The organism is Rhodococcus ruitaii, from assembly GCF_055230935.1.
Window position 1 is genome coordinate 69,792 of sequence record NZ_JBUYWC010000019.1, and the last position, 22,790, is coordinate 92,581.

Genomic DNA, 22,790 nt, shown 5'->3' on the forward strand with positions numbered 1-22,790 from the left:
GGGAGACAAAGCTCTTGAATTAGTGATACCACTGAACCGAAGGAATTGAACAGGAAGTATAGACACACTGTTCAGGTGTGGTCTAGCCTCGAACGTAGTGCACATCACTACGAGGGTTTCCGAACCCGGTACAAGGGAGTGTGAGATGACGACCACGGAAAGGCTTCGGCCGCAGCGCGAAGGCGACCTGGATGTTCCCGAGTGGGTTCCGCGCGGGATCGATCTGGGACGGATCAACAATCGTGAGAAGGCGCTGGCGATGTTCGGCCGCGACTTCATGGAGGAGCTTACCGACCACGCGCTCCTCGGTGACGATGTGGCGTACCGGGCGATGCTGGAGTTCAAGGACAAGAGCAACGGCACCAGCTGGCGCACCTTCGATACCGCGCTGGAGCACGGCATCGATGCCGTGGATGAGCCCGGGCCGGCGCTGGTCGAGTTATTCGCCGCCCTGGACCGCATTCCCGAGTGGGTCGACTTCGACCAGCTCTACCGCGGTGCCGTCGCGTTCTGGCGGCCGGGCATCATCGTTCCGCCCGTTCTCGCGTGGTCGTCCATCGCGGGAGGCTTCTCGCTGTACAGCTCCACCCGGCCGGTTCTGTTCAGTGGCCGACTCGGCACGGCAGACCGCACCGGTACCCGTCTGATCGAGAGCTTCCGCTACATCGTGGCCGCCTACACGCCCGGCAACATGACGCGGTTCGGTGAGGGGTTCCGCCTCACCGCCAAGGTGCGGATGATCCACGCGGCCGTGCGGAACAGCCTCAGCCGGGCGGACACCTGGGACTGGGCCGCCTGGGGGATCCCCATCAACAATCTCGACGCGATGGAGACACAGGCCGGGCAGTTCTGCCACAAGTTCATCGACGCGATCCAGAACTCGGGTATCCGCTACAGCGACCGGGAGATCGAGGACATCACCGCGCTGGCCCGCTACGTCGGATACGTCATCGGCGTTCCGGAGGACATCCTCCACAAGGATTATGACGACGCGTGCCGAAAGTCTGCACTGCATGGCCTGATCGAGCAACCCGCCGACGAATACTGCCGTGAGGTGGCGCACTCGGTGATCCGCTACAGCGTCGAGAATCCGCCCGGTGACGTCAACATCCTTCCGGCGCCGATCGAGGAGAAGCTGACGACCGAGCGCAGGCTCGCGCTGGCCTACGGCATGCTGTATTCCTGGCTGCCGCGCGAGACGATGGACATGCTGCACGTCGAGCCGACGGGCTGGCGGCATGTGCTGCCCGCGCTGCGGCCCCTGATCTCGGTCGGGCACCGGCTGTCGCGGATCCTTCCGCACGATGACGAGAAGTCGGCGTTCGCGCTGCTGAAGATGTTCAACGCGGCGATCGAGATTCCCGACGGGGATCGGAAGCACGAGGTCGCCAATCCCGAGGAGGTCGGTGCGGACATCGAGGCCAATCGAGGCAACATGCCGAAGGTGTCACTGCCCGGTTCCTGACCGGGTGAGGAGGGTGCTCGGGGCATCGCGTCTTCGTGCGCGGTGCCCCGCCCGTGTTCCATGCCGCTGTGATGGTCACATCGCAGTGTGCACCGGATCGGAACTGCACCAGCGGAAATAACCTATACAATGTGTATAGACGCAATGTATTCTCAAGGGCATGGCAACGTACACGAAGTCGCCGAAGCGACGAGTTTTCGAGCCCGAGCACGACGAACTCCGGCAGAGCTTCCGATCTTTCCTCGCCTCCCGCGTGGTCGATCGGTACCCGGAGTGGGAACGCGACGGCATCGTTCCGCGGGAGCTCTTCACCGAGGCGGGCAAGCACGGCTTCCTGGGAATGGAGATCCCGGAGGAGTACGGAGGCGGCGGCGTTGCCGACTTCCGTTCCAATGCGGTGATCGCCGAAGAGATCGCCCGGGCAGGGGTGGTCTCGTTCGGCGTCAACCTCCACAACGACATCTGCCTCCCCTACATCTTGCAGTACGCGAACGACGAGCAGCGTCGACGCTGGTTGCCGGGCCTCGCGTCAGGGGAGTTGATCGCCGCGATCGCGATGACCGAGCCCGGCACCGGATCCGACCTTGCCGCCATTGCCGCGACCGCCACCCTCGACGGCGACCACTACGTTCTCGACGGCGGAAAGACGTTCATCTCCAACGGGATCAACGCCGACCTCGTGATCGTGGCCGTTCGGACGGAGCGCGCGGAGGGGCGCCATAACGCCCTCTCACTGATCGTCGTCGAACGCGACACCCCCGGGTTCACCCGCGGCCGGAACCTCGACAAGATCGGCATGCACGCCCAGGACACCGCCGAGTTGCACTTCGAGAACGCCCGGGTGCCTGCGGCGAACCTGCTGGGAGAGCTCGGCATGGGTTTCCGGTACCTGGTGTCGAATCTGAGTCAGGAACGCATGACCATCGCGCTGGCCAGCGTCGAATCCGGATTCCGGATGCTCGACCTCACGCTCGACTACGTCTGCGAGCGCAAGGCTTTCGGCTCCACGATCGGGTCGTACCAGAACACCCGGTTCCAACTTGCCGACGTGCGAACCGAACTCGAAACCACCAGGGCGTTCGTCGACAACTGTCTCGCCGATCTCGTTGCGGGCGAACTCCCACCGGAGCGAGCGGCGATGGCGAAGCTCGCCGCCACCGAACTGCAGGGCAGGATTGCCGACCGGTGTCTGCAGTTGTTCGGTGGATACGGCTACATGACCGAGTACCCGATCGCCCGTGCCTACGTCGATGCCCGCATCCAACGGATCTACGGTGGCACCAGTGAGATCATGCGGGAGATCATCGGCAAGTCGATGGGATTGTGATCATATGGACCGCAACATCTTCGAACCCGAGCACGATCAGTTTCGGGACATGGTCCACGGCTTCCTCCTCAAGGAGGCGGTGCCACACACTGCAGCCTGGGAAGAGTCCGGTATGGTCGACAGGTCCTTCTGGCGCACAGCAGCAGGCCAAGGACTCGTGGGATTCGCGGCACCGGAGGAACTCGGCGGAGCCGGGTTGCGCGACTTCCGGTTCAACGCCGTCCTCAACGAGGAGGTCGTCCGCACCGGCACGGTCGGGGACGGCTTCTCTCTGACCAACGACATCGTGCTGCCGTATGTCGTCGAACTGGGAAGCGAGTTCCAGAAGCAGCGGTGGGTGCCCGATGTGACCTCGGGTGCGAAGGCGATCGCGATCGCGATGACGGAGCCGGGCACCGGTTCGGACCTGCGGGCCATCAAGACGACGGCCCGCCGCGTCGGCGACAACTGGCTCCTCGATGGATCGAAGACGTTCATCACCAGCGGTATCCAGGCCGAGATCGTCATCGTCGCAGCCCGAATCCCGGACGAGGACGGCGGCGGATTCGGGCTGTTCGTCGTGGAGGAGGGGCAGGACGGGTTCGAACGCGGCCGGAAGCTCGACAAGATCGGCCGGCGTGCTCAGGACACGGCCGAGCTCTTCTTCCGAGGCGTCGCCGTGCCCGCTGCCCACGTGCTCGGCGATCCGGGCAAGGGTTTGCACTACATGATGGCGAATCTCGCGCAGGAACGGCTGTCGATGGCCGTCGTGGCCGTCGCCAGTGCGGAGAAGGCGCTCGAGCTCGCGGTGGACTACGCCAAGGAACGGAAGGCATTCGGCCGGACGATCGGGAGCTTCCAGGCTAACCGGTTCACGCTGGCGGAGCTTCACACCAAGGTCGGTATCGCGCGGGTCTACGTCGACAGGTGCATCGATGCGCACGTCGCGGGCACATTGTCGCCCGCGGAGGCGGCGGGCGCGAAGTTCTGGACCACTGAACTCGAGTTCGAGGCGTTGGATACCTGCCTGCAGATCCACGGCGGGTACGGATACATGGAGGAGTACGAGGTGGCCCGCCGATGGCGCGACGCGCGCGTACAGCGGATCTACGGTGGCACGAACGAGATCATGCGGGAGATCGTCGGCCGGTCGATGGGCCTGTGAGATCGCTGCTGCTGTGACACCCGGGGTGGGCGGATTCGTTCCGCCCACCCCTCGACGTTATTCGGCGGCAACTCCTCGACCGAGCAGGTCACCGATGCGGGCGTCGTCATAGCCGAGTTCCTTCAGCACCGACCGGGTGTCTGCGCCGGAGGGGCGAGCCGGCCGGGGCCGGGTCGGTGGTCGCCCGTCGAACCGCGGCGCCGGATTGCCCTGCACCACACCGTCCACCTCGACGAACGTGTCCCGCGCGGCGTTGTGTGGGTGGTTCGGTGCGTCGGACATCGGCAGGACCGGCGCGTAGCAGGTGTTCCGCCCGTCGAACAGTGCGTCGAGTTCGGCTCTGGTGGACCGGGCGATCCGCGCGGCGAGGATCGGTCGGAACTCCTCCCAGCGCGACTTGTCGAAGTGGTTGTCGCGCAGCATCTGTGGTAGATCCAGCGCGTCGCACATGTCCGCCCAGAACTGGTTCTCGATCGCGCCGATGCTGACCCACTGGTCGTCGCGGGTGCGGTACACGTCGTAGAAGAAGGCGCCCGTGTCGAGCATGTGGGAGCCGCGCTCCTCGGTGAAGCGGCCGTCGGCTCGAAGCGCGTGGAACATCGCCATCAGCGCTGCGGCACCGTCGATCATCGCCGCGTCCACCACCGTTCCGGTGCCGGTCGCGCGGGCCGAGACGATGCCCGCGAGCATGCCGACAGCCATGAGCATGCCGCCACCGCCGAAGTCGCCCACCAGGTTGAGCGGCGGCACGGGTGCCTCGCCGCGTCGGCCGATGGCGTGTAGTGCGCCGCTGAGCGCGATGTAGTTGATGTCGTGCCCGGGTGCCGTGGCGAGCGTTCCATCCTGTCCCCATCCGGTCATCCGGCCGTACACCAGCGCGGGATTGATCGCCTGCAGATTGTCCGGGCCCACGCCGAGCCGTTCGGCGACGCCGGGACGGAAGGTCTCGAGCACGCCGTCGGCGTCGCGACACAGATCCTTCACGACGGCGATTCCGTCGGGCGACTTCAGATCGAGTGCGATCGAGGTCCGGCTCCGGAACAGCACGGATCTGCCGCCGTCTGCCCATGGGTTGCCGCCGGGCCGTTCGATGCAGATCACGGTGGCACCGAGGTCGGCGAGCATCATGGCGGCGAATGGGCCGGGGCCGATCCCCGCGAGTTCGACGATGCGCACACCGTCGAGCGGAGGAGAGTGTGTGGTCAAGGCAGTTCCCTTCATCGGGTGATTTCAATGTTGTTGTGCTTCACCGTGCATCGGTGTGCACGGCCGAACCGCGCGCACGCCGACCAATGCTATACAGAAAGTATGAACAAAGTGTATGGTGCGATGTGCTGCGAGGTGCAGTGAGGACAAGTAGACAGGGAGTTTCGATGGCGGCGACCGATGCACTGATCTTCGATGCGATCCGCACCCCGCGCGGTAAGGGCAAACGCGGCGGTGGGCTCAACACAATCAAGCCCATCGACCTCACCGTGGGTCTCGTGGACGCGATCCGGGAACGCAATCCCGCGTTGGACCCGAACAGGATCGACGACCTGGTGCTCGGCGTGGTCTCCCCGGTGGGGGAGCAGGGCGGCGACATCGCGAAGATCGCGGCGATCGCCGCAGGGCTACCCGACACCGTCGCGGGCGTGCAGGTCAACAGATTCTGCGCGTCCGGTCTCGAGGCCGTGAACATCGCCGCGCAGAAGGTCGCGTCCAGCTTCGAGGATCTGGTCCTCGCCGGCGGTGTGGAATCGATGTCCAGGGTCCCCATGGGATCGGATGGCGGTGCCTGGATGGACGATCCGGCCACCAACTTCCGTACCCGGTACGTACCTCAGGGGATCGGCGCCGATTTGATCGCCACCATCGAGGGCTTCACCCGCGACGATGTCGACGAATTCGCGGTCCGCTCGCACCAGCGCGCCGCCGCTGCCGAGACCGAGGGCCGCTTCGCGGGATCGACGGTCCCGGTGCGTGATCTGAACGGTCGCGTGGTTCTGGACAGGAACGAGCTGATCCGTCCGACCACCACCACCGAGACTCTCGCCGCGCTCGCCCCGTCGTTCGAACAGCTCGGCACCAGAGCTGGATTCGACGCGGTTTCCCTGCAGAAGTTCCACTGGATCGACCGGATCGATCATGTCCATCACGCAGGGAACAGTTCGGGAATCGTCGACGGCGCATCCCTCGTCCTCGTGGGCAGCCAGGCGATCGGTGACGAGCTGGGCCTGACCCCGAAGGGGCGCATCGTGGCGACCGCGGTGTCCGGCGACGATCCGACCATCATGTTGACCGGGCCGGCACCCGCGTCCCGGAAAGCGCTTGCCAAGGCAGGTATCTCGGCCGACGACCTGGACCTTGTCGAGATCAACGAGGCGTTCGCCTCGGTGGTGCTGCGCTTCGTGCGGGACCTGGACCTGGACATCGACAAGGTCAACGTCAACGGCGGCGCGATCGCGCTGGGGCATCCGCTCGGCGCGACCGGCGCGATGCTCGTGTCGACCATACTGGACGAGTTGCATCGCACCGGCGGTCGATACGGCCTCGTGACGCTCTGCGTCGGAGGCGGCATCGGCATCGCCACCGTCATCGAAGCCCTGTGACCGAGAATCTCCGGAAGGATCGTACCCTCATGACCGAGAACAAGACCGGCGCCGGGATCGTGTCCTGGCACCGCGGCGACGACGGTGTCGTGACCCTGACCATCGACGACCCGGACCGCCGCGTGAACACCATGACCGAGGCGTTCGTCGACGACCTCGGTGCCGCGCTCGACCGGATCGAGGCCGAGAAGTCCACCATCACCGGGGTGATCGTCACCTCCGGGAAGTCAACCTTCTTCGCCGGCGGCGACCTCGCGGATCTGCGGACCGTCACCAAGGACCGTATCGACGAATTCACGCAGTTCGTGGATCGCAACAGTAGGCTGTTGCGCCGCCTCGAGATGGTCGGCGTCCCGGTCGTGGCCGCTGTAGGCGGTGCGGCGCTCGGCGGTGGGCTCGAACTCGCGCTCGCCACCCATCACCGAATCGTCCTGGCGGGACCCAAGGTCCGGCTCGGGCTTCCTGAGGTGACCCTGGGCCTGCTCCCGGGCGCCGGTGGTGTCGTTCGCACCGTCCGACTGCTCGGCCTGGAGGCTGCACTCGACAAGGTGCTGCTCTCCGGTCAGCGGTTCGACGCGCACGCCGCCCGTGACCTCGGTCTGGTCGACGAGGTCGTGGACGACGCGGATGAGCTCGTCGCGGCCGCGAAGCGGTGGATCGCCTCCGGACCGGAGCCCGTTCAACCCTGGGACCGCACGGGATACACCCTTCCCGGAGGCAGCCCGGCCGACCGATCGTCGAGTGTGGCCGCGCGCCTGCCGCTGCTGCCCGCCCGGATCGAGCAGAAGCTCAAGGGCGCGAACCAACCTGCGCCGCGCAACATCCTTGCCGCGGCGGTGGAGGGAGCGCGCCTGGACGTCGACGGCGCACTGAAGGTCGAGGCCCGGTACTTTGTGGACCTCGCGACCGGACTGGTGGCGAAGAACATGATCCAGACCTTCTTCGACACCCAGGAGGTATCCGGCGCACGCGGTCGGGACGCGCATCGCGCCCCGTGGAAGGCGACCAAGGCCATCGTCCTCGGTGCCGGGATGATGGGCGCCGGAATCGCCTACGAGTGCGCGCGCGCCGGTCTCGAGGTCGTGCTCCAGGATCTGTCGGCGGAAGCCGCACAGCGCGGGAAGGGATACGCAGAGAAGGTTGTCGGCAAGGCCGTCGCGAACGGCCGGATGTCCGCGGACGATGCGCAGGCCCTGCTCGCCCGGATCCGTCCGACCACCGACGTTGCGGACGCCGCTGGCGCCGACATCGTCGTCGAGGCGGTCTTCGAGGATCCGGCGATCAAGGACGAGGTCGTGCGCCGTGTCGAACCGCATCTCGCCGAGGGCGCGCTGATCGGGTCGAACACCTCGACGCTGCCGATCAGCGGGCTCGCCGAGTCGGTCCCCGCACCGGAACGGTTCATCGGTCTGCACTTCTTCAGTCCCGTCGACCGGATGCCCCTCATCGAGATCATCAAGGGAGAGAAGACCGACGAGGAAACACTCTCGCGTGCACTGGACTTCGCCAATCAGATCGGCAAGACTCCGATCGTCGTCAACGACAGCCGCGGGTTCTTCACCAGCCGGGTGATCGGGACGTTCATCAACGAGGCGCTCGCGATGCTCGGCGAGGGGGTGCCTGCACCGTCGATCGAACAGGCGAGTGCGCAGGCCGGCTATCCGGCGCCGGTGCTGCAACTCGCCGACGAACTCAATCTGGAACTGCTCCGCAGAGTGCGGAACACCGGCCGCGAGGCTGCCGCCGCCGAAGGCCGCACGTGGCAGGCGCATCCGGCAGAAGTAGTGGTGGACCAGATGGTCGACGCGCACGGGAGGCCCGGACGGCTCGGCGGTGCCGGGTTCTACGAATACGTCGACCGTCAACGGGCAGGTCTGTGGTCCGGCCTGGTCGGGGTCTTCGGGGGCAACACCCTGGATATGCCACTGGAGGACACGCGTGACCGGATGCTGTTCGTCGAGGCACTGGAGTCGTACCGGTGCCTCGAGGAAGGGGTACTCGAGTCGGTGGCAGACGCCAACGTGGGGTCGATCCTCGGTATCGGCTACCCGGCGTGGACCGGTGGTGTGCTGCGTCTGATCGACGGCTACGAGGGCGGGCCTGCGGGTTTCGTCGCGCGTGCCGATGAGTTGGCAGCCCGGTACGGGGAGCGTTTCAGCGTGCCCGCGTCGCTCCGCGATCTCGCGAGTTCGGGCCGACTGCTCGTCGACACCCCGATGGTGTCCGTCTCTGTTCGGGGCTGACACGAATTCCGAGATCGAAGGGAACAGAAACGATGAAGCTCGTCGACGTGGGTGAGGGTGTCAGGGTCGCCGTCCGCGACCTCGGGTCGGGTAGTCCGGTGTTGCTGATCCACGGCTGGAGCCTGAGTCACGAGGTGTGGGACCGGCAGATCCGGGTGCTCGTCGAGGCCGGACATCGGGTTCTTGCGATGGACACTCGGGGTCACGGCAGCTCGGACAAACCGTGGGGATCGTACGACATCGAGACCCTTGCGCGGGATGCAGCGGCGGTGCTCGAGAATGCCGACGTCGAGAACGCGGTTGTGGTCGGGTGGTCGCTGGGCGCGATGACGGCACTCCGGCTCGCACACGACGAGCCGAGCCGGATCAGGAAGATCGTCCTCGTTGCCTCCAACGGGGTGGCGGCCGCGCGGCACGAGTCGTTTCCCTTCGGGGCGCCCGCGGATCCGGCTGTCCGTGCCATGCACGAGGCCGAACACCGATCCAGGGTCGAGTTCCGGCGACGCGCGGTGGGCGACCCCTTCGGGTCGCCGCCGGACGAGACCGTGCTGGACTGGCTGCACCGGATTTCGCTCGCGACGCCCGGGTGGGCAGGCAACGCCTGCATGGCCACTCTGTTGCAGACCGAGCAGGTGGATCTGCTCGACCGTCTCACGATGCCGATCGAGCAGGTCATCGGGACCGCCGACCCGGCCCTGTCCGTGCGCGGCACCCGCTGGTTGCACGAGCGACTCGGGCATCGTCTGGTCGAACTGGATTGTGGGCACTATCCGATGCTCGAACGGCCCGACGAGTTCGACGAATTCCTGTTGACGGCGGCCGCCCGGTGACGGCCCCGGGACGCCACGCTTTCCTCCGGCCGTCGCCGGTCCCGGTGAGTCGGACTTGTCCATTCATGATGTCCAGACAGATGTAGCATGGCCTCGTGACGGAGAAATCGGCTGTTCGGCAGCGCCCGCGTGCGCACGACGGGCAGAGTGCGGCAGAAATCGCGGTGTTCGACGCCACCGAGGAACTCTTGCGGCGAGAACCGCTGCAGGACATTACAGTTGCGAAGATCATCAAACGTGCGGGTCTCTCCCGCGCGAACTTTTACCACTATTTCGCATCCAAGTTCGACGTGCTCGTGGCGCTGGTCGCGAGGTTGCTCGCGAGCACGTACGACGAAGACGGTCCGTGGCAGGCGCCCCCGGGGAAGGCACGTTCGCGGTCGATGGACACGAGCATGCGCGGAACCTTGGACATGTGGTCGGATCACGGCCCGGTGGTGTGTGCGGCGATCGAGAATATGTACACCGTCCCCGGGCTCGCGACGGCGTGGCGGTCCTCCGCGGGGCAGTTCGTCCGCGCGGTGACCGAGCAGATCACACATGAGCGGGAGGCCGGGGCAGCCCCCGACGGGCCTCCTGCGGACATGATCGCGGCCATGCTCGTGTGCTGCATCGAGCGCGCCTTCTATGTCGGAACACGTGAGCTCGATGCGCGGTTGCCCACCCCCGATGACGCGATCGACGCGGTCGTCGCGGTCACGTTCGCCGCGATCTATCGCGGCACGCGCCCGTACCGCGAGGCGGGCGGCCACGGACATCGTGAGGCGACCGGGGCGGTCGTCGTCCCCGCGGTCGCCGCCACGTCGGTGCGGGAGAAGGACAGCAGCGAGGCGAATGCCACGTCGGACTCTCTTCTTCGGGGACTCGAGTCGCTGCTGGCCCAGTCCGGCAATTCGCTCGACACCGTCACCGTCGAGGACATCCTGAAGGAGTCGGGCGCGTCGCGGGCGACGTTCTACTTCTATTTCGGCAACAAGGACGACGCCTTCGTCTCGCTCTTCGCCGAGGTTGCGTGGGGTCTTGTCGAGCGGATCGGCCAGTTGCTCGATGTGGATCGATCGGACCCGGCGTCGATCCGGAACGCGGTCGAAAGCTGGCTCGCTCTGGATCCGGCGAGTGAAGCTGTGGTACGCAACGCGATTCACGAGTGGCCTCGACGACCCGCGCTGCAGCACTCCTATCTGTCGACCGTCGCGCGCATGACCGACGTGGTGCAACAAGTCGTGGAAGTCGATCGCGCGGCGGGTCTGGCGGTCGATGGTCCGCCAGCCGCGCAGTTGGCCGCGGTCCTGGTGTGGACGATCGAGCGCACGGTGTCGGGTGCGCTCGCGGGTGAGGAGCACCTGTCGGATCTGCCCACCGTGGTCGCGCTGCTTGCGGATCTGATAAACGCCACCGTCTACGGTCGCTGACCTCCCATACCCACTGCCGGGGATCGCCTGCACGCAGGGCGGTCCCCGGCAGTGTCGTGTCCGGCTGTCGTGTCCGGCTGTCGTGTCGGGCGCGGAGTCGCAAGGCGCTGTGAGGATCGCGCTGCACCGAGCGGCGTATCAGTGATTGACGTCACGTATGAACACGATGTATGGTCGCGTGTATGACGCGCTATGGATCGCCCCCGGAGTCATCACCGAATGCGTTCTCCGACACTGAACTCCGCGCCGCTCTCGACGCCGCCACCCTCCCCGTCCTACTGCCCGCCCTGGCGCATCTCACCGGAGACGACCGCTGGATCGCGGCCGAATACGCACCTACCGTGCCGGTGGGCCTCGACGACCACGACGGCGCCGGATTGCCCGAGCAGGTACAAGAGCGCATCCGGGAGGAGGCATTCGCGACGCTGCGGGCGTGGCGTGACGGCACTCTCCCCGTCGCGGATGTCCCCGCACCCGAACGGATCGCCGCCCTGCTGTCCTTCTCGGTCGCGGAGGAGGTGCCCGCGGAGTACGGGCGACTGCTCGGCGAGGAACTCGGTGTCCATCCGCGGGTGACCCACCCGACGTCGCAGGTACCGACAGGCTTCCGGGTGGTCATCGTCGGTGCCGGGCTGTCCGGGCTGTGCCTCGCGCTGCGCCTGAAGGACGCTGGTATCGCGTTCACGGTGGTCGAGAAGAACGCGGACGTCGGCGGCAGCTGGCACGAGAACGTCTACCCCGGATGCGGCGTGGACACCCCCAGCCATTTGTACTCGCTGTCGTTCGCGCAGAACCCGGACTGGACACGGTACTTCACCGGTCGCGACGAACTGGTGCAGTACTGGCGGGACCTCGCCGACCAGGGTGGTGTCCGCGAGTCGATCCGCTTCTCGACCCGAGTCGAGGCCGCAACATTCGACGAGGTGTCCGACACCTGGGAGGTCACCACTCGCGCCGCGGACGGGTCGACCGACCGGATCACGGCCAACGTCGTCGTCAGCGCCGTCGGATTGCTCAACCGGCCGAGCATGCCGAACATCGAGGGACTGAAGGACTTCCGTGGACCGGCGGTCCATACCGCACAGTGGGATCCCTCGATCGACCTGGCGGGCAAGCGCGTCGGCGTCATCGGAACCGGTGCGAGTGCGATGCAGTTCGTTCCCGCCGCCGCCGCGGCCGCGGACCGCGTGGTCGTCTTCCAGCGAACCCCCCAGTGGGCGACGCCGCACCCGAACCAGGCTCGCGCAGTGCCCGAGGCCCAGCGATTCCTGTTCCGGCACATCCCGCACTATCTCGGCTGGTACCGAGTCCGGGTGTTCTGGCGAATGGGCGATCGGGTCCACGGCCTGCTGCAGGTGGATCCGTCGTTCCCGCATCAGGATCGCGCGGTCAATCGCGGGAACGACAGGCTCCGCGAGGTACTGACCGGCTACATCCACTCCCAACTGAAGGGCCGAGACGACCTCGTCGCGAAGAGTGTTCCGGACTACCCGCCCTACGGCAAGCGACTTCTCATCGACCACGGCTGGTACGAGACGATCAGGCGCGACAACGTCGATCTCGTCACCGAGTCTGTCGAGAAGGTCACCGAGGCCGGTGTGCGCACCACGGACGGGAACGAGCACGAACTCGACATACTCGTTCTCGCAACCGGGTTCGAGGCTTCCCGCGTGCTCGCGTCGATGAACGTCGTCGGCCGGGATGCGCAGTCGCTACGGGATGCGTGGGGCGACGAGGACGGTCGCGCCCACCTCGGGATCACCGTCCCCGGTTTCCCGAACTTCTTCTGCCTTTACGGACCGAACACGAACACCGGCCACGGTGGCACCGTGGTCGCCGGCACAGAAATGCAGGTTCAGTACGTCACCGCCATGCTTTCCCGGATGATCGACGACGGTATCGCCTCGGTGGAGATACGGCAGGAAGCGTTCGAGGCGTACGACGAGGAACTGGCCACTGCACTGAACAGATCGATCTGGATGCATCCCCGAGCCCGGTCGTATTACGTCAACGGCGCCGGCCGCGTCGTTACCAACAGCCCGTGGAAGTACGTCGACTACTGGCGGCGTGTCCACGAGCCGAAACTGGAGGACTTCCACGTGAATTCAGAACTGAGCGCCGTCGGTGTGGCGGACGAGAGCGGGAGGCAGTCGTGAGCAGCGCAATCGGTGCAGGACGACGACACGTGAACACGCCGAACGGGAATCCGGTCCCGGCCGAGGTGACTGATTCCGTGCCGGAGCAGGTGGCGCGGCTGCGCAGAACCTTCGAGAGCAGACGCACCAGGTCACTCACCTGGAGGCGGGAGCAACTGGAAGGCATGGCACGCCTGCTCGACGAGCGCGAGAGCGAGCTCGCCGAAGCGCTCCAGAAGGATTTGGGGCGCAATGCGATCGGCACCTTCATGGGCGACATCGCGCCCGTCAGGGCCGAGATCCGGCACACTCTGGCGGGCCTGGAGAAATGGACGCGGCCGAGGAAGGTCCGGATTCCGGCGGCGCAGCAGCCGGGCAGGGCGCGTGAGGTGCCGGAGCCCAAGGGGATGGTGCTGGTGGTCGGGGCGTGGAACTTCCCGATCTTGCTGACCTTGCACCCGCTTGTCAGCGCACTTGCAGCAGGTAATACAGTGCTGATCAAGCCGTCCGAACTCGCACCGCACACCGCTGCCGCCCTTGCGGACCTCCTGCCACGCTACCTCGACCCGTCTGCCGTCGCAGTGGTCACCGGTGGCGTACAGGTGTCGACCCGGGTGCTCGCGGAGAAGTTCGATCACATCTTCTTCACCGGATCCACTCGCGTGGGCCGGGTGGTGCTCGAGGCCGCGGCCAAGCATCTCACTCCGGTCACTCTCGAACTCGGTGGCAAGAGCCCGGTCATCGTGACTGCCGATGCAGACCTCGATATCGCCGCCCGCCGGATCGCGTGGGGCAAATGCGTCAACAGCGGACAGGCCTGCATCGCGCCGGACTATGTACTCGTCGAGGATTCGGTGCGCCCCCAGTTCGTGGGCAAACTCCTCGACCGGCTTCGGGTTGCAGCGAAGGCGGAGGGCACCCACATGGTGAACGAAGCGCACTTCGACCGGGTCGTCGGCCTGCTCAGCGGCCACGCTGGGGAGGTGTCAGGCGGTGCGCACGACCGCACGAGCTTGCAGATCGAGGGAACTGTCGTCACTGATCCGGACCCGAGTTCGCCGCTGATGCAGGAGGAGATCTTCGGTCCCGTGTTGCCGGTGATCTCGGTGCCGTCCCTGGCCGATGCGATCACCTTCGTGCGTGAACGACCGAAGCCCCTGGCACTGTATGTGTTCTCGGGCTCGGAGAGTTCCATCGACACGGTCGTCTCGTCCACCTCCTCCGGCTCGGTCGGCGTCAACCAGGTGCTCTACCAACTGCTGGTACCGGAACTGCCGTTCGGTGGTGTCGGTGACTCCGGAATGGGTTCGTACCACGGCCGCAACGGATTCGACACGTTCAGTCATCACAAGGCGGTACTGCGCAAGCCGACGGTGATCGACCTGGCACTGAGCTACCCCCCGTACGGCCCCGTCGCGACCCGCATCCTGCGCCGCCTCATGGGTTGATCGACAGCACGCCACCCACGTCACTCTGCCCCTTCGAGAGGTGAGTTTCCCATGACCACACAGACCACCACTGCGACCGACTCGTCGCCCGCGGTCGATGTCTCCACCCTGTGCGAGGCGTTCCAACGTACTGTCGCCGCGGTACCGGACGCACCCGCTCTGCGCGCCCACGGCGACACCACTGCCCTCACCCGGCGCGAGTTGGCCGATGCCGTGGAGGAGGTCGCCGCCGGATTGGCGTCGCTCGGTCTGCGACGCGGCGACACGATCGGTCTGATCATGACCAATCGTCCGGAGTTCCACATCGTCGATCTCGCTGCGCTGCACCTCGGCGTGACACCGTTCTCCATCTACAACACGTCGTCGGCACAGCAGATCTCGTATCTGCTCGACCACGCGGAATGTCGTGTGGTGGTGTGCGAACCAGAATTCCTGGAGCGACTCGGGGAGGCCGAGACGCCGTCCCTCGAGCACATCGTGGTCGTCGGCGGTGACGACCCGCAGGAGTTGTCGCTCGACGAGATCCGGACGCGCCGACCGGTGGGCTTCGACTTCCCGGCGACGTGGCGTCAGATCCGGCCCGATGACGTGGCCACGCTGATCTACACCTCCGGCACCACGGGACCGCCCAAGGGTGTGGAACTCACGCACGCGAACCTGATGTTCGTGTTGCAGACCTGCAACGAGCGGTTCCCCTTCGCCGCCGACGGGACGTGTGTGTCCTACCTGCCGACGGCGCACGTCGCGGATCGGATCTTCTCGCACTACCTGTTCATGGTGACGGGGTGGACCATCACCACGGTGCGGGACGCAACCGGCCTGTTCGCCGCTGTCGGCGAGGTTCGGCCCACCTGGCTGCTCGGGGTGCCGCGTGTGTGGGAGAAGCTGCGCGCTGCGCTTCTCGCTCGCTTCGGCGCGATGCCGGAGCCGCAACGGACCGCGGTCGAGGACGGGCTCGCGCGGGCGCTGCAGAAGGTCCGAGCAGAACAGGGCGGCGACACCGCCCCACCGGAACTCGAGATCGCGGTGGCGGCGTTCGACGAGGCGGTTCTCGCGCCGCTGCGCCGGCAACTCGGGTTGGATCAGGTCAGCCTGCTCATGACCGGTGCTGCTCCGATCCCGGTGGCGGTCCACGAGTTCTTCCTCGCACTCGGACTTCCGCTCTCGGAGGGCTTCGGCATGTCCGAGACGGGCGCACTCGGCATGACGAACCTTCCCGAAGAGATCCGGCTCGGCAGTGTCGGCAGGGCGATGCCCGGTACCGAGGCGCGGATCGCCGAGGACGGCGAGCTGTTGCTGCGCGGACCGCACGTCATGCGCGGCTACCGCAAGGATCCGGTGAAGACAGCGGAAGCGATCGATTCCGACGGGTGGTTGCACACCGGCGACATTGCGACCTCGGACGACGGCTGGTTCCGGATCGTCGACCGGAAGAAGGAACTGATCATCAATGCCGGGGGCAAGAACATGTCGCCGGCAAACATCGAGGGTGTGCTCAAGAGCTCCTCCCCTCTGATCGGTCAGGCCTTCTGCTACGGAGACGGACGTCCGTACAACGTGGCCCTTCTGGTGCTCGACCCTGATGCGGCGGCGGCATACGCCGACGAACACGGATTGGCCGATGCATCGCTGATCGCGGTATCGGCGGATCCAGGTGTGCTCGCGCTCGTCGCCGAGGCTGTGGAGTCGGCGAACAGCCGGCTCTCCCGCATCGAGCAGATCAAGCACTACGACGTGCTGACACAGGAATGGTTGCCCGACAGCGACGAGCTGACGCCCACGTCGAAGCTGAAGCGCCGGACAATCAATACCAAGTACGCTGACGTGATCCAGTCGCTCTACGACGAGAGCGCCCGGAGCTGACACTCGGAGCGAATCGACACGACGCGGTGGTCGGGCCGAGCGGCTCGTCCACCACGTCGCGATGAAACCTCACCAACGGTGATTGACATCACGTCTGAACAGTTTGTATGATCTCCTTGTTTGCATGGGGAAGTGGAGACATATAGGTCGCGTTCAGCCGACTGTGTCGGCGCAGGACCCTGGAGTGGTCCGATGTGATCTGCCGGATGTCCGTGCAGAGGTCGCTCAGTAGCGGTCGAACGAATAGCGAATTCCGCACGCGGAACGGCAATGCGGCGAGGCCGCTCAACCCTCATGCACAACTCATTCGATTGACGCCAACGTAACTGTGCCGCTATGGATTGCGAGCGCAGATCACATGCCACAAGGGACGGAGAACGGGGTGAGCACCAGCATGCTCGAAAAACCTGCGGTCGAGAGCCGCGGGCCTTCGGCGCGGGTGGGTGATGCAGTGATGCGAGTCGGCTCCGGTGCTCGGCGTCGTGCCCACGACAGCGTCGCCACCATCGGCCGGTCCGTGCGCCTGACACAGGAGATCGTGGCTATTGCGATCGTCGACACCCTGAGGTGGCGACTGCCGTTCGGCGAGGTCGTCGAGCAGACGTGGAAGCTGTTCAAGGTCACCGCACTGCCCGCACTCCTGATGGCCGTGCCGATCGGTGCCGAGGTCTCCGTTCAGGTCGGTGGTGTGATGGACCAGGTCGGCGCCAACTCGCTCGCAGGAGCGGCCAGCGGCCTCGGAGTGGTCGGTCAGGGCGCCCCGATGGCAGCCGGTCTGCTCATGAGCGGCGCAGCTGCCTCCGCTATCGCATCGGATCTGGGCGCTCGCGCGATCCGTGAAGAAATCGAGGCGATCCGTGTGATGGGAGTCAATCCGGTGCAGCGGCTGATCGTGCCGAGGTTCATTGCGATGCTCGCGATCGCCCCGGCGTTGTGCATCCTCATCATCACCGCGGGTGTCGCCGCCGGCCTCGTCATCTCCGCCAACATCAACAACGTTGTACCGGCGAGCTTCTGGCAGTCCTTCGGCGCGTTCGCCACCCCAATCGACCTCGCATTCTCGGTCATCAAGGTGGTGATATTCGCGGTGATCGTCGTGGTGATCGCCAGTCTGCGAGGGCTGGAGGCGAAGGGAGGACCCAAGGGTGTCGCCAACGCGGTGAACGCGTCGGTCGTACTCAGTGTCTTCTGCATTTTCATGACGAACCTACTGGTCAGTCAGGTGCAGATGATGCTCTTCCCGGCAAGGTTGGCCTGAGCGATGACAATCGGCAAGGGTGCAACCACCCGCGAAAACCTACTGACCAGGGGTGCGCGACGAGTGAGCAGGTCGCTCGAGGATCTGGTCCAGGAACTCGGTCAGATCGTCGTGTTCTGCTGGCGGACGATCGTCCTGCTGCCCAAGACGGTCAAGCACTATCGCAAGCAGACCACGAAGACGATGAACGACATGGCCTGGGGGAACGGGTCGCTTGTCGTCGACGGTGGCGTCATCAGCCTGATGCTGTTCCTTGGCATCGCGGTGGGTGCGGTGGTCGCGATTCAGGCGTTCATGGCATTCGACCTGTTGGGTTTCGGTGCTCTCACCGGAATCATCGGGTCCTTCGGGAATATCCGAGTGATCGCACCCATCATCACCGGGATCGGCTTCGCTGCTCAGGCGGGATGTCGAATGACCGCCGAAATCGGTGCAATGCGCATCTCCGATGAGATCGACGCCACCGAGGCGATGGGCCTGCGCGCGATTCCGTTCGTGGTGGGAACCCGATTGATCGGGGGGATGCTCGTTGTCCTTCCCGGATATCTGATGGCAATCGTGGTCAGTTTCATCACCGGTGGAATGATCATCAAGACCTTCCACGCTCAGCCTTCCGGGACGTACGACCACTACTTCGCGCAGTTCGTCAATGTTCCCGACCTCATCGCATCGGTCGGCAAGACGCTGGTCTTCTGTGCTGTCGTCACGATGATCCACTGCTACTACGGATATTTCGCGAGTGGTGGACCCGCAGGCGTGGGCGCGGCATCGGGTCGAGCGATTCGCGCGAGCCTCGTGGCGATCGTCGTTCTCAACTTTCTCATGACCGTGGCCATCTGGGGACTGAGCCCCGACCTTCCGTTCAGGGGTTGACAGTGTCGAGACATACCAACCAGGACTTCATTCGCGGTGACGTGCCGAGCCAGCGCCGGATGCTGACAATCGCCGGTATCGCTGCGCTGCTGGTGGGGTCGCTGGTGATCGTGCTGGCCGCCGTGATCTACCCACGCGTGACCGAGCCTGCGGGAACACGCTTTTCGCTCGTCGTTCCGTCGTTGGGGCCGGGAGTGAAAACGGGTTCGAAGATACTGTTGCGAGGCGCCGCCGTCGGAACTGTCGCCGACGTGACCGCCATGGGCGCCGGCGGAGTCGAACTCCAGATGGTCGTCGACGGAGTCGGCGCCGATGTTCTCACCGATTCCTTCGAGGTCGATTTCCGCCCGGAGAATTACTTCGGCGTGTCAGCGGTGAACCTCACCTCTCGTGAGGGTGGCGGCGCGATCCGCGAAGGACAGGTTATCCATCGCGATTCCTCTCCGGACTACACGATGTCGACGATGCTCGAGACCGGTTCGCTGGTCATCGACGGCACGCTCACCGGCGACGTGATCGACAGCCTGGACAAGGTGATGCGATACGCCAACGGACTCGCACCGTTGATCCGCGCGGGCGTCATCTTCGCAGACCAGGTCGCCAAGACCCAACAACAGCTCCCCAGTGTGCATCTGCGTCGAATCAACGCGCTGCTCGACGAGTTCCCGGCCTTCAGCAAGGAGGCTGCGACGGCGCTGTACACGATCGTCAACAGTGTCTACAACGAGGCACCGGCGGGAGATCCGGTTGTGGCGGACGCGGAACTGCTGGATGCCACCGACGAGACCCTCGGCCTGCTCGGGTCGGATCTGTTCGGCGCGGCGGGCACGCTGTTGGCCTCGCACGGCGAGGAGTTGACGCCGCTGACGCTCGTGCTGAAGGAGATCAGCGACCCGATACCCGACATGATCGGGGGTGCAGAGGCCGTCGACGATCTGTCCGAACTCATCGCCCGGCTCGACGGTGCATTCACCGGAGGGCCCGAGCACAAGACCCTTCAGTTGCAACTCATGCTCGACAGTTTCCCCGCACTGGCCGGGTCGATGGTTGCAGCGGGCCTGACGAGACCGATTACATTGGGGGAAAACTGATGTCTGGAAATTTGGCACTAGTGAAAACGGGGATCAAACTGGTGGCCGTCGGTGTCGTGGCGGCGTTCCTGTTCGTCCTGGCGATCAACGCCATGCGCAACCCGGTTGGATCGACCACCGCCGAGTACAGCGCCGACTTCACAGACGCGTCGGGTTTGCACGTCAACGGCGACGTGCGGCTCAAGGGCTTGCGGATCGGAAAGGTGACCGGCGTGGACCTGGTGCAGTCCGACAACCGGGCATCGGCCCGCGTCCGCTTCTCGATGGAGAACGGCTACGAGCTCACCGACACAACCAGACTCGCGATCAAGTACCAGAACCTGACCGGAATCCGGTATGTAGAGGTGGTCGAGCCGGACCGGCCAGGTCTCTCGGTCACTCACCTGGGCACGGAGTCCACCGACCCGTCCTACGACATCACCGCGTTGTTCAACGGACTCCAGCCTGTACTCGAGACGATGCGAACCGAAGAGATCAACGAGTTCTCGCGGAACGCCCTGCTGCTGCTCGAGGGTGACGGTCGCGGACTGTCTCCCATGCTCGAGAGTACTGCGAGGCTGGCGTCGTACGCGGAGGACAGGCAAGCCGTGATCAGCACGCTGACCGCGAACCTGTCCAGCCTGTCCGGTGTCCTCGGCGGGCGCTCGCGATACGTGATGGATTTCATGAACGCGGTCAACGTACCGATGAGCAATGCGCTCGCGGTGATCGACGAATTCCCCCGGACGGCGTCCTACGGGCCGCAGTTCCTCGAACCGATACAACGTCTGCTCGTGATGGTCGGACTCGACGACAACAACACGGTGGACGAATCGTTGAACAACGCCTTCGCATCCCTGGGCGACGCGGTGGAGTCACTGCGGTTGATGCCTGCGGCGCTGGCCGGCCTGAAGGTAGCGCAACCGCGGACGTTCGATTCCGGTTGCAGTCAGGGACAGGCGCATCTGCCGGCCGAGATCCAGGTGCTGCTCAATGGTAGTGAGGTCGTGCTGTGCAACCAATAATGTCCCGGCAACCGACGGCGATGTGGCGACGCCTACGCGCGCGTTCGGGTGCCCTCGTGGGAAGCGACTTCGGGCTGGGGCTCGTCTCGCTCGGAGTCGCCGCCCTGACCCTGGTTGCATTCGTGGTGGTCTACCTGCGACCCCCCAACCAGCGGACGGTCACCTTCGAGACCACCGACGCGTCAGCGATCACCAGTGGGCAGGACGTCCGTGTCGCGGGGATCAGCGTCGGCACGGTGTCCGAAGTATCGATCGGGCAGGATTCGGTGACGGTGCAGACCAGAATCGACCGGTCCACCTTCGTCGGTGACCAGTCTCGCGTCGAAGTAAGGATGCTCACCCCCGTCGGCGGATATGCGGTCAATCTGATCCCGCTGGGGCAGACCGAGGCGCCGGGCGGTGTGATCCCACCCGAACGGGTCACGGTGCCCTACTCGATCGGCGACGTATTGCAGAGTGCGCCGAAGGTCACCGACGAGGTCGACTCGGAGATGATCCACGCGAACCTCGAACAGGTATCCGAGGCGTTGCGGGACAACCCGTCCTCAGTGCGGGAGATCGTCGACGGGATGAACGCGATCACCGGAATCCTTGATCGCCAGCGCACTCAAGTGCACGAAATCGCCGCTCTTGCAGAGGAATACCTGCACACCTTCAACGCGAACCGAGAACTGGTCTTCGAACTGATTCGGAAGATCGACATCGTCATATCGACCTACAACAACACGAAGGTCGGCTTCAACGAGACCTACCGGATCCTCGGTGACGTGCTGTGGCGGCTGCAGCCACTGGTGGACACCTACCTGGAGAACTCGAACCCCCTCGAGCAGCAGATCAGGGACCTGCAGGGCTTGATCACCGACATGCAGGCAAACCTGGGTCCGGCCGTCGACAATCTGACCGCTCTCCGCGGCCGGCTCGCGGACTGGCTGACACCGAACGGGATGAGGGAAATGGGCGGCGGAACGATGACGCTGTCGAACGTGTGTGTTCCGCTGGCCGGACGGGAGTGCTGACGTGGCGTTGCAGAAGAAACAGATGCTGTTGCTCGGGTCGGTTCTCGTGGTCGCCGCCGTCGCCGCCGTCGCCGCTCTCGCCGTGTTCGTGCGTAGCGACGCGAGCGAGCCGTCCACTCGAATCGAAGGGCGGTCCGGGTACTGCGCGAACATGCCCGACACCATCGGCCTGTACGTCGGAAACCCGGTGACCCAGATGGGCTATCAGGTCGGCACCGTGACGGGAATCGAGTCCGGTGACGACAGCGTGCAGGTCACCTTCGAACTCGACGGCGGTCGGTACTTCCCGGCAGACGTGCAGGCGGTGACGCGCTCGAAATCGCTCCTGGCAGACCGGAGTCTCGAACTCGTCGGCAACTACGCCGCCGGGGCCACCCTCGAACCGGGGACCTGCATCACCGAGGACCGGGCACGCACCCCCAAGAACATCTCCGAGATCGCGGGATCGGCCGCAGATTTCATCGAGAAGCTGAACTCCGTCGAGGGCGACAGTGTGCAGGGCGTGATCACCGGATTCGACCAGGCGCTCACCGGTGTCGAAGGGCCCGCCCACGCGATGCTCGAGCACGCCGCTGCGGCTGCGTCGAGCCCGGATCAGCTGACCGCCGACATCGGCTCGGCGATCATGAATATGGCCCCCCTGACCGACCGTGGGCTCCAGGACTGGGACCGTATCCAGTCGATCCTCGACCAGATGCCCGCTGTCGCTGCCGCAGGTACCGACCTGTTCCCGCAGGTTGCACGATTCGACCGCGGTGTCGGCTGGGTCGTCGCGTTCATTTACGACGTACAGCGTAAGTACGGAGACGAGATATGGCCGACGATGCACGGCCCGGTCGCCGATCTCATCCGGCTCGCCTCGACGCGGGCGACCGATCTGGCGGCGCTCTACGAGACTGTGCCGTCGATCGCGGCGGCGTTGCGATATCAGCAGCAGGCCGGTGGTGGTCTCACGCTGCCCTACACCCCCCCGGATGTTCGTATCGAGGCCGGTGGAACCACCGTGTCGACGAACCTGCTGAGTCTGATCGTCGAGAGGACGGGCCTGTGATCGCCAGGACACCCGGACGTCAACGCGTCCGCCGACTGT

General features: G+C 65.3%; 17 protein-coding genes. 16 read left to right on the forward strand and 1 reads right to left on the reverse strand.

What is annotated here, in order from left to right:
- The first annotated feature begins 145 nt into the window (after nt 1-145).
- From ACZI8W_RS22470 to ACZI8W_RS22480, 3 genes are all read left to right on the forward strand, one after another.
- Nucleotides 146-1,465 (forward strand): oxygenase MpaB family protein, encoded by a 1,320-nt coding sequence (locus tag ACZI8W_RS22470; protein ID WP_463370732.1) that lies wholly within the window; start codon nt 146-148, stop codon nt 1,463-1,465.
- A gap of 160 nt (nt 1,466-1,625) precedes the next feature.
- On the forward strand, nt 1,626-2,792 hold the full coding sequence (locus ACZI8W_RS22475) for an acyl-CoA dehydrogenase family protein (protein ID WP_463370733.1): 1,167 nt from the start codon (nt 1,626-1,628) through the stop codon (nt 2,790-2,792).
- Nucleotides 2,793-2,796: 4 nt separating this feature from the next.
- Entirely contained in the window at nt 2,797-3,936 is a 1,140-nt protein-coding gene (locus ACZI8W_RS22480; protein ID WP_463370734.1) for an acyl-CoA dehydrogenase family protein, read from the forward strand.
- A 57-nt stretch (nt 3,937-3,993) separates the two neighbouring features.
- Here ACZI8W_RS22480 and ACZI8W_RS22485 read toward each other — a convergent pair whose 3' ends face one another.
- Entirely contained in the window at nt 3,994-5,142 is a 1,149-nt protein-coding gene (locus ACZI8W_RS22485) for a CaiB/BaiF CoA transferase family protein (RefSeq protein WP_463370735.1), read from the reverse strand.
- Nucleotides 5,143-5,309: 167 nt separating this feature from the next.
- On the opposite strand from ACZI8W_RS22485, the gene ACZI8W_RS22490 reads away from it, so the two are divergent.
- From ACZI8W_RS22490 to ACZI8W_RS22550, 13 genes are all read left to right on the forward strand, one after another.
- Entirely contained in the window at nt 5,310-6,527 is a 1,218-nt protein-coding gene (locus ACZI8W_RS22490; protein WP_463370736.1) for an acetyl-CoA C-acetyltransferase, read from the forward strand.
- A gap of 29 nt (nt 6,528-6,556) precedes the next feature.
- Nucleotides 6,557-8,770 (forward strand): 3-hydroxyacyl-CoA dehydrogenase NAD-binding domain-containing protein, encoded by a 2,214-nt coding sequence (locus ACZI8W_RS22495; protein WP_463370737.1) that lies wholly within the window; start codon nt 6,557-6,559, stop codon nt 8,768-8,770.
- 32 nt (nt 8,771-8,802) lie between these two features.
- Nucleotides 8,803-9,600 carry an alpha/beta fold hydrolase gene (locus ACZI8W_RS22500; RefSeq protein WP_463370738.1) on the forward strand — a complete coding sequence of 266 codons (798 nt, stop codon included), beginning with the start codon at nt 8,803-8,805 and terminating at the stop codon, nt 9,598-9,600.
- Nucleotides 9,601-9,695: 95 nt separating this feature from the next.
- Nucleotides 9,696-11,012 carry a TetR/AcrR family transcriptional regulator gene (locus ACZI8W_RS22505; protein WP_463370739.1) on the forward strand — a complete coding sequence of 439 codons (1,317 nt, stop codon included), beginning with the start codon at nt 9,696-9,698 and terminating at the stop codon, nt 11,010-11,012.
- Between the two features lie 182 nt (nt 11,013-11,194).
- Nucleotides 11,195-13,168 (forward strand): flavin-containing monooxygenase, encoded by a 1,974-nt coding sequence (locus ACZI8W_RS22510; RefSeq protein WP_463370740.1) that lies wholly within the window; start codon nt 11,195-11,197, stop codon nt 13,166-13,168.
- 29 nt (nt 13,169-13,197) lie between these two features.
- Nucleotides 13,198-14,595: an aldehyde dehydrogenase family protein gene (locus ACZI8W_RS22515; protein ID WP_463370785.1), complete on the forward strand. Its 1,398-nt coding sequence runs from the start codon at nt 13,198-13,200 to the stop codon at nt 14,593-14,595.
- Nucleotides 14,596-14,646: 51 nt separating this feature from the next.
- Entirely contained in the window at nt 14,647-16,458 is a 1,812-nt protein-coding gene (locus ACZI8W_RS22520) for an AMP-dependent synthetase/ligase (RefSeq protein ID WP_463370741.1), read from the forward strand.
- Nucleotides 16,459-16,912: 454 nt separating this feature from the next.
- Complete coding sequence (locus ACZI8W_RS22525) at nt 16,913-17,716, forward strand: ABC transporter permease (RefSeq protein ID WP_463370786.1); 804 nt, start codon at nt 16,913-16,915, stop codon at nt 17,714-17,716.
- Between the two features lie 3 nt (nt 17,717-17,719).
- The gene (locus ACZI8W_RS22530) at nt 17,720-18,589 is read left to right on the forward strand and encodes an MlaE family ABC transporter permease (protein WP_463370742.1); all 870 of its coding nucleotides are present in this window, start codon (nt 17,720-17,722) and stop codon (nt 18,587-18,589) included.
- 2 nt (nt 18,590-18,591) lie between these two features.
- A complete protein-coding gene (locus ACZI8W_RS22535) occupies nt 18,592-19,680 on the forward strand; it encodes an MlaD family protein (RefSeq protein WP_463370743.1) in 1,089 nt (362 codons plus the stop codon).
- Nucleotides 19,680-20,684: an MlaD family protein gene (locus ACZI8W_RS22540; RefSeq protein WP_463370744.1), complete on the forward strand. Its 1,005-nt coding sequence runs from the start codon at nt 19,680-19,682 to the stop codon at nt 20,682-20,684. Before ACZI8W_RS22535 ends, ACZI8W_RS22540 begins: the two co-directional genes overlap by 1 nt.
- Nucleotides 20,684-21,700, forward strand: a complete 1,017-nt coding sequence (locus ACZI8W_RS22545; RefSeq protein ID WP_463370745.1) for an MlaD family protein — start codon at nt 20,684-20,686, stop codon at nt 21,698-21,700. Before ACZI8W_RS22540 ends, ACZI8W_RS22545 begins: the two co-directional genes overlap by 1 nt.
- A 1-nt stretch (nt 21,701) precedes the next feature.
- Complete coding sequence (locus tag ACZI8W_RS22550) at nt 21,702-22,751, forward strand: MlaD family protein (protein WP_463370746.1); 1,050 nt, start codon at nt 21,702-21,704, stop codon at nt 22,749-22,751.
- Nucleotides 22,752-22,790: the final 39 nt, after the last annotated feature.